A 9881-nucleotide genomic window follows, 5' to 3' on the forward strand; every position below is an offset into this window, starting at 1 on the left:
CCCCCTCAGCCGTCCTCCTCCCCCGGCCCGGCCGGCTCCGGATGCGCCGCCGCCAGTCGGCGCGGGGCGACCTGCCGCCAGGAGTCGGCGAGGATGGCAGCCAGCTCGCCCCTGCCCTCCAGCGCCGACAGCCGGACGCGCATCCACGCGTAGTGGTCGTCGTGCCCCTCGCGGATGAAGAACTTCTCCGGCTCGGCGGCGATCAGCTCGGCACGGTCCTCGCGGGGGCACTTCACGCCCATCGACGTCTCGTCGTCGCCGAGCGAGGCGAAGATCCTGCCCGCCACCCGGAAGGTGGGCTGCCCCCAGGCGAGCTTCTCGGCGGTGTCGGGCAGGGAGAGCGCGGCCGAGCGGACGTCGGCGGCGGTGATCGTGGCGTCGGCGGTCATTCCGGCCTCCGTTTCGAGGGCCCGACGGTGCGCTGCCGGGATTCGACCGTAACGCCCTGCACCGACATCCACCCGCGGCCGGACCCGCGTCCAACACCCCGCGCCCAGCACCGCGCCGCACCCGCACCCGCACCCGCACCCGCACGACCCTCGGCCCGACGCCCCGCGCCTCGCGCCTCGCCCGGCGCAGTGGGCCCTGCAGACCCATTGACCGCGTCCGAGAGCTGAACCTACTCTGAACGGCGTCATTCAGAAAGCGCTTTCTATACACCCACAGCCGGCTTCTACCGCACAGGGAGCGCCCCATGAGACGCCGTTCGTTACGCCGGGCCGGCCGCGTCGGCCGATCGCCCGGCGGCCCGTCCCCCCTCATCGCCGTCACCTCGCTCCTGGCGCTTGTCCTCGCTCTGCTGGTGGCGTCGCCGACCGGCGCGCAGGCGGCCGATGGGTACCGGGTGCTCGTCTACTCCGAGGTCACCAACTCCGACCACCCCTCGATCCCGGCGGGCGTCGAGGCCATCGAGAAGCTCGGGGCCGAGCACGGTTTCGCGGTGGAGGCCACCGCCGACTCCTCGGTCTTCACCGACGCGGACCTCGGCCGCTTCCAGGCGGTCGTCTTCAACAACACCAACTCCACACCGGAGACCGGTGACTTGCTGAACACGGAGGAGCGGGCCGCACTCCAGCGGTACATCCGGGCGGGCGGCGGCTGGGTCGGGCTGCACTCCGCGTCCGCCAGCGAGCGGGACTGGGAGTGGTACGAGGGCCTGGTCGGCGCGATCTTCGACAAGCACCCCACCCCGCAGACCGGCCGGATCAAGGTCCTCGACCACGCGCACCCCTCCACGCAGCACCTTCCCGACCTCTGGGAGCGCCAGGAGGAGTGGTACAACTGGCGCACCAACCCCACGTCCAAGGTGCACACCCTCGCCCAGATCAAGGTGCGCGACGGGATCGACGGGCTCGACGAGGGCGTCGACCACCCGTTCTCCTGGTGCCAGAACTACGACGGGGGCCGGTCCTGGTTCACGGCGGGCGGGCACGACGAGGCGGCCTTCCAGGAGGAGGCGTTCGTCCAGCACCTGCTCGGCGGCATCCAGTGGGCGGCCGGTGCGGCGGAGGGCGACTGCACCGCGACGCGCACCGGTTCGTTCCAGCGGACCCCGCTGGCCACGAGCGATCTGGCCGACCCGTTCGAGCTGGCTGTCGCCCCCGACCGCCGGGTGTTCTTCGCCCAGCGGACCGGGAAGCTGAAGGTGATCGACCAGGAGACGATGAAGGTCTCCACCGCACTGGACTTCGCGTACACCCCGGAGATGACCAGCCAGTCGGACGGCCTGCTGGGGCTGACGCTCGACCCCGGATTCGCCGGGAACAACTGGCTGTATCTGCTCTACTCCGACAAGGTCGAGAAGCGGCTGAACCTGTCCCGCTTCACCGCCGACGGCAACACCGTCGACCCGGCCTCCGAGAAGCGGCTGCTGACCGTGCCGACGCTGCGCGGCGAGGGGCGGGCCAACTCGCACATGGCCGGTTCGCTCGCCTTCGACAAGGACGGCAACCTGTACGCGGCGACCGGCGACAACACCGACCCGTTCGCCTCGGACGGCTTCACGCCGATCGACGAGGGCGAGGGCCGCCGCGCCTGGGACGCGCAGATGACCGCGGGCAACACCAACGACCTGCGCGGCAAGGTCCTGCGAATCACTCCGAAGGACGACGGCACGTACTCCGTCCCCGAGGGGAACCTCTTCGCCCCGGGTACGGAGAAGACCCGGCCCGAGATCTACGCGATGGGGATGCGCAACCCGTTCCGGATCACCACCGATCCGATCAGCGGGGCCCTGATGGTCGCGGACTACGGCCCCGACGCCCGCGAGGCGAAGGCGGACCGAGGGCCGGAGGGCACGGTCGAGTACACCCGTATCACCAAGGCGGGGAACTTCGGCTGGCCGTACTGCATCGGCGACAACACCCCGTTCAACGACTACGACTTCGCGACGAAGACGTCCGGGCCGGAGTTCGACTGCGGGGCGCTGGTCAACGACTCGCCGAACAACACCGGGCTGCGGGAGCTGCCGCCGGCCCAGCCCGCCACGGTCTGGTACGCGTACTCCGCGTCGGCCGAGTTCCCGGAGGTGGGCACCGGAGGCGGCGGCCCGATGGGCGGTCCGGTCTACGACTACGACCCGGACAACACCTACCGCACCAAGTTCCCCGCGTACTTCGAGGGGAAGGCGTTCAACTATGAGCTGACCCGCCGCTGGTTCAAGACGTTCTCGTACCAGAGCGAGGACCAGACGTTCACCGATCCCCGGTTCGACCCGGTGAAGGCGGGCGACCTCCAGTCGGTCAACGGCATCTTCGAGGACATGGAGTGGAACCAGCCCTTCGACGCGGACTTCGGTCCCGACGGGGCGCTGTACGTCATCGACTTCGGCCTCGGCAGCGGCACCGGCCGGGGCGGGAGCAACGAGGGCGCGGGGATCTACCGGATCGATTACGTGGGCGACGGCCGGCTGCCCGACGCCAAGATCTCCGTCGACCGGGACAGCGGGCCGGACCCGCTGACCGTGAAGTTCTCCAGCGAGGGTTCGGGGCTGCCCGGCGATCACCCCGTCACCTATGCCTGGGACTTCGACGGCGACGGCACCACGGACTCCACCGAGGCCGCCCCCTCGCACACGTACACCGCGAAGGGGCTGCACACCGCGCGGCTCACCGTGACCGGCCCCGACGAGCTGACGGCGCTCGCGGTGCAAGAGATCGCGGTGGGCAACACCCGGCCCGAGGTGACGATCCAACAGCCGCCGGACGGCGGGATGTTCAGCTTCGGGGACACGATCCCGTTCACGGTGAGGGTGACCGACGCGGAGGACGACGAAAGCGGGCGGATCGACTGCTCGCGGGTCGTGGTGCAGTCGCAGCTCGGCCATGACACCCATCTGCATCCGCTGGACAACTACACCGGCTGCACCGGGGAGATCGTCACGGATGCCGGGGACAGCCACGGTCCGGGGCAGAACCTCTACTACGGGATCACCGCCCAGTACGAGGACAAGGGGGCCCCGGACGCCCCGGCGCTGACCGGCTCCACCTCGCTGACCCTGCGCACCTCCTTCCGTGAGGCCGAGCACCGCACGGCGACCGGCGGACCCAACGGCGGTGCGGAGATCGGGAGTCGGGCCGACGCGTCCGGCGGGAAGCGGCTGATCGAGATCGAGGACGGCGACTGGGTCGGCTTCGACCCGGTGAACCTCGCCGACGTCGACTCGGTGACGGTCGGAGCGTCCTCCGGCGGGCTCGGCGGCACGGTGGAGTTCCGGGCCGGATCCCCCACCGGTGAGCTGCTGGGCTCGGTCGAGATCCCGAACACGGGCGGCTACGACAAGCTGATCTCCCCGACGACGGAGCTCAAGGACCCGGGCGGTTCGACCACGCTGTACGCGGTCTTCACCAACCCGGACTGGGGTCCCGACAAGGCCGATCTGCTCTCGGTCGACTGGCTGCACTTCAACGGCCCGGGCGTGGAGAAAAAGGGCGGGACGACGGTCGCGGTGAAGGCCGAACCGGCGTCCGGCGCCGCTCCGTTCGCTGTCTCCCTGAGCAGCACGGTCGAGCCCGCCGAGGGCCGCACGATCGCCTCGTACCACTGGGACTTCGGCGACAACGTGAAGCCGTCCGGCACCGAGGGGCCGACGGCGACGCACACCTACGACCGCAAGGGCGCCTACACAGCCCATCTGACGGTCACCGACAACAAGGGCGACACGACCACCGGCGCCGTCCGCATCAACGTCAGGTGAGTCGGTGGACGTGAATCGACGTGAAGTGAGGAGTCCCGTGGGAACGCAGCACGTGAACGGAGCCCGAAGAGGCTTTCTCGGTACGGCGCTGGGGGCGGTGGCCGCCGTCGGCCTCGGCGCGGCCCCGGCCGCCGCGACGGCCCGGCGGGGCTGCCGGCGGATCCCGCCGTCGGGGATCGGCATGCACCTGTACACCATGCGGACGCCGCTCGCGGCGGACTTCGCGGGGACGCTGGAGCAGCTCGCGGAGATCGGGTACGCGACGGTCGGCGTGAGCGGCCGGCACCAAAACTCCCCCGCCGCGATCCGGCAGATGCTGGACCGGGCCCGGCTCAAGGCGGTGCTGGAGCATGTCGGCTACGACATCGTGACCGGCTCCGGGCTGCCGCAGGCGCTGGAGGACGTCCACACCCTCGGCGGTCAGTGGATCGTGGTGCCGAGCCTGCCCGGTTCACTGCACTCACCGGACGGGTACCGGGAAGTGGCACGGCAGTTCAACCGGGCGGGTCTGGCCGCCCGGGAGTCCGGGCTCAAGCTGCTCTACCACAATCACGGCAGCGACCATGAGGTGGTGGACGGCGTCAGCCTGTACGACATCCTGCTCAACGAGACCGATCCGGAGCTGGTCGGCTTCGAGCTGGATCTGTACTGGGCGGCCGACGGCGGCTCGTCCGACCCGGGCGAGCTGTTCGCCCGGCACCGGGGGCGCTTCCCCGCGCTCCATGTGAAGGACATGGCGCCCAACGGGGACTTCGCGGACGTCGGGTCGGGGATCCTGGACTTCCCGGCGATGTTCGACACCGCGCGGCAGGGCGGGGTGAAGCAGTGGCTGGTGGAGCACGACGCGCCGGCCGATCCGTTCGCCTCGGCGCGGGCCAGCTACCGGTATCTGTCCCGGCTTCGCTACTGAGCTGTCGTGGCAGCGGTCCGGCGCCGGGTGTGCGGTACGGCGCCCGGGGCCGGACCGCGTCTCAGCGCTGGGCGGCGAGGAACTCCCCGTACCAGGTGAGGGTGGCGTCCAGCGCCGTCTCCAGCGGGGTGGGGGTGAGTCCGTAGGCCTTCTCGACGGCGGAGGAGTCAAGGATCTGCGGTTCGGTGTGCTGGTAGAACATCTCGGCGTACTCCGCCATGAACGTCTCGTCGAACGGGCCGAAGGGGCGGGGTTCGGCGACGACGGTGACGTCGACGGTCCGGCCGGTGCGTTGCTCGACGAGGGCGAGGATCTCGCGGGTGGTGCGGGCCGGTGCGGTGGGCAGGTGCCAGACGCGGCCGTCGGCGTCCGGGTGTTCGCCGAGGGTGGCGAGGCCGGCCGCGACGTCGTCGATGTACGTGTAGCTGTGCGGCAGGTCGATGTCGCCGAGCGCCGGCACGGGCTGCCCGGTGAGCGCGGCCGGGAAGACGGCCCCGCCGAGCGTGGAGTTGAGGACTCCGGGCCCGACGAAGTCGGCGGAGCGCCCGAGGACGACGGGGAGCCGGCCCTCGCGGTGGGCGGCGAGATAGCGGGCGTCCAGCTCGGCCCGCATCCGGCCCTTGCGGGTGGTGGCGTTCCACGGGGTGTCCTCGGTCATCACCGCGCCGTGCGTCTCCCCGTACGGGTAGAGCGTGTCGAGCACGACGAGCCGTGCGCCCTCCGCCTCGGCGGCGTCGAGGACCGCCTCCTGGATCTTCGGCATGACCTCCACCTGGAGGTGATAGCCGACATTGACGCAGTGGTACACGACGGCGGCCCCGGCCACGGCGTCGCGGGCGCCTTCGGGTGTGGCGACATCGGCGGCGTACCGCTCGGTGCCTTCGAGCGCGGGACCGCGCCCCGACCGGTCGACCAGCCGTACGGGGTGGCCTCGGCGGACCAGCTCGCGGGCGAGGGCGGTACCGGCGGGTCCGGAGCCGAGGACGGTGTGGAGGGGCTGGGCGGCGGTCATGGCGGGTCCCTTCGGGCGGCGGCGAAGGAAGCGGGGGCGCATGCGCTTTATGCACTCGCTTCTGTTAGAGACCATAACTTTCGAGAGCACTCATCGCAATAGCTGTCGTCAGACCCCTCAACGCGAAGGTCCCGGGCAGGAAACCTGCCCGGGACCGACCTTCACGGCGAAACACCCTCAGTCGTGCGCGGACACCGCCCCCAGCAGATCGCGGATGTGTGCCGCCGCCGCCCGGAACTCCGGGCGGCCCAGCGTCTCGCTGTAGTCGCGCTCGGCGGGCAGGCCCACCTCGATGATCTCCGTGACGGTGCCGGGGCGCGGGCTCATCACCACCACCCGGTCGGCCAGATAGACGGCCTCCGAGATGGAATGGGTCACCAGCAGGACCGTGGTGCCGGTGGTGCGCCAGATGCGGTTCAGCTCGGTGTTCATCTGCTCGCGGGTGAGGGCGTCCAGCGCGCCGAAGGGCTCGTCCATCAGCAGGACCGGCGGTTCGTGCAGCAACGCCCGGCAGAGCGCGACGCGTTGCTGCATACCGCCGGAGAGCTCGTGCGGGTAGGCGTCCTCGAATCCGCCCAGTCCGGTCATCCGGATCAGCTCGTCGGCCCGGGCGCGCGCCACGGCCGGTTCCATGCGGCGGATCTCGGCCTGGAGCAGGATGTTGCGCAGCGCCGAGCGCCACTCCAGCAGGGCCGCGCGCTGGAAGACGTAACCGATGTCGTGCCGGGGGCCGGTGACGCGCTCGCCGCCGAGGAGGACGTCCCCGGAGGAGGCGGTGAGCAGACCGGCCACCAGCTTGAGGAGGGTGGACTTGCCGCACCCGGACGGCCCGACGATGGCGACGAACTCCCCCGGCGCCACGTCCAGCGAGACATCGCTGAGCGCGGTGACATCGCGCTTCTTGCTCCGGAACCGGACCGCCACGTCCGTGAGCCGGACCCCTGCCGCCGGGCCCGCCCCTGCGACGGCCGGGACGCGCGGTGTCGTCTGCTGCTTCGGCATCGTCATCCCTTCAGCGCCGTCTTCGTGTCCCAGTACTCACCGACGGCCTTCGGCTTGGTGACCATGCCGGCCTCGGCGAACACGTCGATGGTCTGCTGCCAGTCCGCCTCGGTGTTGACGCCGGGCGCCTTGCCCTCGGTCGCCGCCGTGTGGAGCAGGGTCAGCGTCGTCGCGAACTGCTCGGACAGCACGGCCTCCGGGGGCAGTTGCTCGGACGCCCCCTCCATGGCCGCCACCGCCGGCTCCGGCGCCTTCGCGGCGGCCGCCCAGGCCTCGCTGACCGCCCTCACCATGCGCTCCGCCACCGCCGGCTTCGAGGCGAGGGTCCGCTGCCCGGCGAGCAGCCCGTTGGAGTAGAAGTTCAGGCCGTGCTCGGAGAAGCGGAGGTAGGAGACCGGCTTCTTGGCCTTGTCCTGCATGGTCGGGCCCTGATCACTGGCGTAACCGAGGAGGCCGTCGGTCTTTCCGGAGATCACCGCGGCGATCTTGCCCGCCGGGTCGGTGTTCTGGACGGTGACGTCGGACTCCTCGATGCCGTTCTTCTTCAGGAAGATCGGGAAGGTCTTGGACAGCGCGTCCCCGGCCGTCCCGGCGATCGTCCGCCCCTTCAGATCGCCGGGCCCCTCGATGCCCTTGGTGTCGAAGGACTGCACGGAGGCCGGGGTCGTCTGGAGGAAGACGCCGAGGCTCTTCACCTTCACACCCTGATCGACGCCCGCGAGCAGGGCCGGGGTGTCGGCCCAGCCGAAGTCACTCTGCCCGGCGGCCGTCGCCTGGACCGTCTTCTGGGAGCCCTGGCCCGCCCGGATGTCCAGGTCGATGCCGTGCTTCTCGAAGATCTTCTGCTGCTTGCCGTAGTAGAACGGCGCGTGTTCGCCGTACGGATACCAGTTGAGCGTCAGCGTGACCTTGTCCAGCTTCTTGCCGGAGTCGCTGGTGCTGGTCGAAGCCTCCTCGCCGCCGCAGGCGGTGGCCACCAGGACGAGGGGTACGACACCGATCAGGAGTCTGCGCGCATGCATGGGCTGGCCCTTCTCACGAGGAGGTCGGTGCGTGCTTCAGAACGTGGTGGTGGCCGAGGTGTCCCGGCGGCTGGCGTGCCACGGCAGGAGCAGCTTCTCGGCGATCTCGACGACGACGAACAGCACGACGCCGATCAGCGACATCACCAGCAGCCCCGCGAAGAGCATCGGTGTGTCGAGGTTGCCGTTGGCCTGGAGGATGACGTAGCCGAGCCCTTCGTTCGCTCCGACGAACTCGCCGACCACCGCACCGGTCACCGCGAGGGTGACGGCCACCTTGAGTCCGGAGAACAGATGCGGCAGGGACGCCGGGAAGCGGATCTTCACGAAGGTCTGCCAGGGCTTCGCCCCCATCGTGGCGGACAGTTGGAGCATCTCCGGGTCGACGGCCTTGAGTCCGGTGACCATCGAGATCACCACCGGGAAGAAGGCGATCAGCACGGCGATGAGGATCTTGGGCGCGATGCCGAACCCGAGCCACACCACGAAGAGCGGGGCGATGGCGATCTTCGGCACGACCTGGGCGAAGAGCAGGATCGGGTAGAGGGTGCGCTCGACCGTCGAGGAGTAGACCATCACCACCGCGGCCAGCACCCCGACGACGACCGCGATGGCGAAGCCGAGGAGCGTCTCGTACGTCGTCACCCAGGTGTGCTGCCAGAGGTACCCGGCCTTCGAGGTCAGGACGTCGAGCGTCGCACCGGGCGACGGCACGAGATAGGCCTCGATCAGCTCGGCGGCCGCGATCACCCACCAGACCACCAGGGCGGCGGGGCGCTTGCTGAGCGCGCTCTGACTCACGGTGAACTCCCTGAACTTCGGGGGCAGTTGTGGAGAGCTGTGCAATGCTGCGATGCTGCGGACCCGGTCCGTGAAGGCGCTTTCAGAAAGCGCTTTCTGGTAAGGTGCCGCCACGCTAATGACTGCTCCCGCGCACGGTCAAGAGGTCGTCCCGAAGTTTCGGGGCCCTGCCACCACCGCACCCCTGGGGGTCGAGTTGAGTGAACGGGAAACACCGGTCCACCCCGATACGCGACGGCGGGCGCCCGCCACCCATGTGACGCTCGACGCGGTGGCGCGCGAGGCGGGCGTCTCGCTCGCCACCGCGTCCCGGGCCCTCAACGGCACCACCCGGGTCCGCGACGATCTGCGCGGCCGGGTGCGCGCGGCGGCCGATCTCCTCGGCTACATCCCCAACGCCCATGCCCAGGCCCTCGCGAGCGCCGAGGGCAACCGTACGGTTGGGCTGATCTGCCACGACGTGGGCGACCCGTATTTCGCAGGCATCGCCGGCGGGGTGATGCGCGCGGCCGCCGAGCAGGACCTGCTGGTGATGCTGGCCTCCACCTTCCGGGAACCGGCGCGGGAGATCGCGTACGTCTCGATGCTGCGGGCCCAGCGGGCGCGGGCGATCCTGCTGATCGGCTCCGGCTTCCAGGACCGGGCCTGGGAGCGGGCGATGGACGCCGAGTTGGAGCCGTACGTCCGGGCGGGCGGCCGGGTCGCGGTGGTCAGCCGGCACCGGTCGATGCGGGTGGACACCGTCCAGCCGGAGAACCGGGCCGGGGCGGCGGCGCTCGCGGCCTCGCTGGTGGCACTGGGACACCGGGACTTCGCCGTGCTGAGCGGGCCGCCCGAACTGACCACGGTGGCCGACCGGTTGGCGGGCTTCCGGGAGGGGCTCGCCGCAGCGGGCATCACCCTTCGGCGGGTGGTGCGGGGGGCGTTCACGCGGGAGGG

Annotated in this window: 8 protein-coding genes; 3 read left to right on the plus strand and 5 right to left on the minus strand. The window is 70.6% G+C overall.

Annotated features, from left to right (window positions below; all coding sequences use genetic code 11):
* Positions 1-5 precede the first annotated feature (5 nt).
* Positions 6-389 (minus strand): MmcQ/YjbR family DNA-binding protein, encoded by a 384-nt coding sequence (locus D3105_RS30580; protein WP_118906159.1) that lies wholly within the window; start codon positions 387-389, stop codon positions 6-8.
* A 305-nt stretch (positions 390-694) separates the two neighbouring features.
* Here D3105_RS30580 and D3105_RS30585 point away from each other — a divergent pair, with 305 nt between their 5' ends.
* Positions 695-4195: a ThuA domain-containing protein gene (locus tag D3105_RS30585; protein WP_118906160.1), complete on the plus strand. Its 3501-nt coding sequence runs from the start codon at positions 695-697 to the stop codon at positions 4193-4195.
* A 181-nt stretch (positions 4196-4376) separates the two neighbouring features.
* Positions 4377-5105: a sugar phosphate isomerase/epimerase family protein gene (locus tag D3105_RS30590; RefSeq protein WP_240647082.1), complete on the plus strand. Its 729-nt coding sequence runs from the start codon at positions 4377-4379 to the stop codon at positions 5103-5105.
* 61 nt (positions 5106-5166) lie between these two features.
* On the opposite strand, the gene D3105_RS30595 is transcribed toward D3105_RS30590, so the two are convergent.
* The 4 genes from D3105_RS30595 to D3105_RS30610 all read right to left on the minus strand — a co-directional run bounded on the left by D3105_RS30595 (position 5167) and on the right by D3105_RS30610 (position 8942).
* Entirely contained in the window at positions 5167-6117 is a 951-nt protein-coding gene (locus D3105_RS30595) for an NAD-dependent epimerase/dehydratase family protein (protein ID WP_118906161.1), read from the minus strand.
* Between the two features lie 177 nt (positions 6118-6294).
* The gene (locus D3105_RS30600) at positions 6295-7125 is read right to left on the minus strand and encodes an ABC transporter ATP-binding protein (RefSeq protein WP_118906162.1); all 831 of its coding nucleotides are present in this window, start codon (positions 7123-7125) and stop codon (positions 6295-6297) included.
* Positions 7122-8141, minus strand: a complete 1020-nt coding sequence (locus D3105_RS30605; protein ID WP_118906163.1) for an ABC transporter substrate-binding protein — start codon at positions 8139-8141, stop codon at positions 7122-7124. Before D3105_RS30605 ends, D3105_RS30600 begins: the two co-directional genes overlap by 4 nt.
* A gap of 36 nt (positions 8142-8177) precedes the next feature.
* Entirely contained in the window at positions 8178-8942 is a 765-nt protein-coding gene (locus tag D3105_RS30610) for an ABC transporter permease (RefSeq protein WP_240647080.1), read from the minus strand.
* Between the two features lie 256 nt (positions 8943-9198).
* Between D3105_RS30610 and D3105_RS30615 the strand changes: the two genes are divergently transcribed.
* Positions 9199-9881: LacI family DNA-binding transcriptional regulator (locus D3105_RS30615; protein WP_133305726.1), on the plus strand; the 683-nt coding region annotated here is incomplete at its 3' end.

The sequence above is a fragment of the Streptomyces globisporus genome (assembly GCF_003501885.1).
Lineage (GTDB): Bacteria > Actinomycetota > Actinomycetes > Streptomycetales > Streptomycetaceae > Streptomyces > Streptomyces globisporus_D.

Excerpts from the sequence above, each read along its gene's own strand:
- D3105_RS30595 (WP_118906161.1), bottom strand. The coding sequence starts at position 6,117 with ATGACCGCCGCCCAGCCCCTCCACACCGTCCTCGGCTCCGGACCCGCC.
- D3105_RS30590 (WP_240647082.1), top strand. The coding sequence starts at position 4,377 with ATGCACCTGTACACCATGCGGACGCCGCTCGCGGCGGACTTCGCGGGG.
- D3105_RS30605 (WP_118906163.1), bottom strand. The coding sequence starts at position 8,141 with ATGCATGCGCGCAGACTCCTGATCGGTGTCGTACCCCTCGTCCTGGTG.
- D3105_RS30600 (WP_118906162.1), bottom strand. The coding sequence starts at position 7,125 with ATGACGATGCCGAAGCAGCAGACGACACCGCGCGTCCCGGCCGTCGCA.
- D3105_RS30580 (WP_118906159.1), bottom strand. The coding sequence starts at position 389 with ATGACCGCCGACGCCACGATCACCGCCGCCGACGTCCGCTCGGCCGCG.
- D3105_RS30585 (WP_118906160.1), top strand. The coding sequence starts at position 695 with ATGAGACGCCGTTCGTTACGCCGGGCCGGCCGCGTCGGCCGATCGCCC.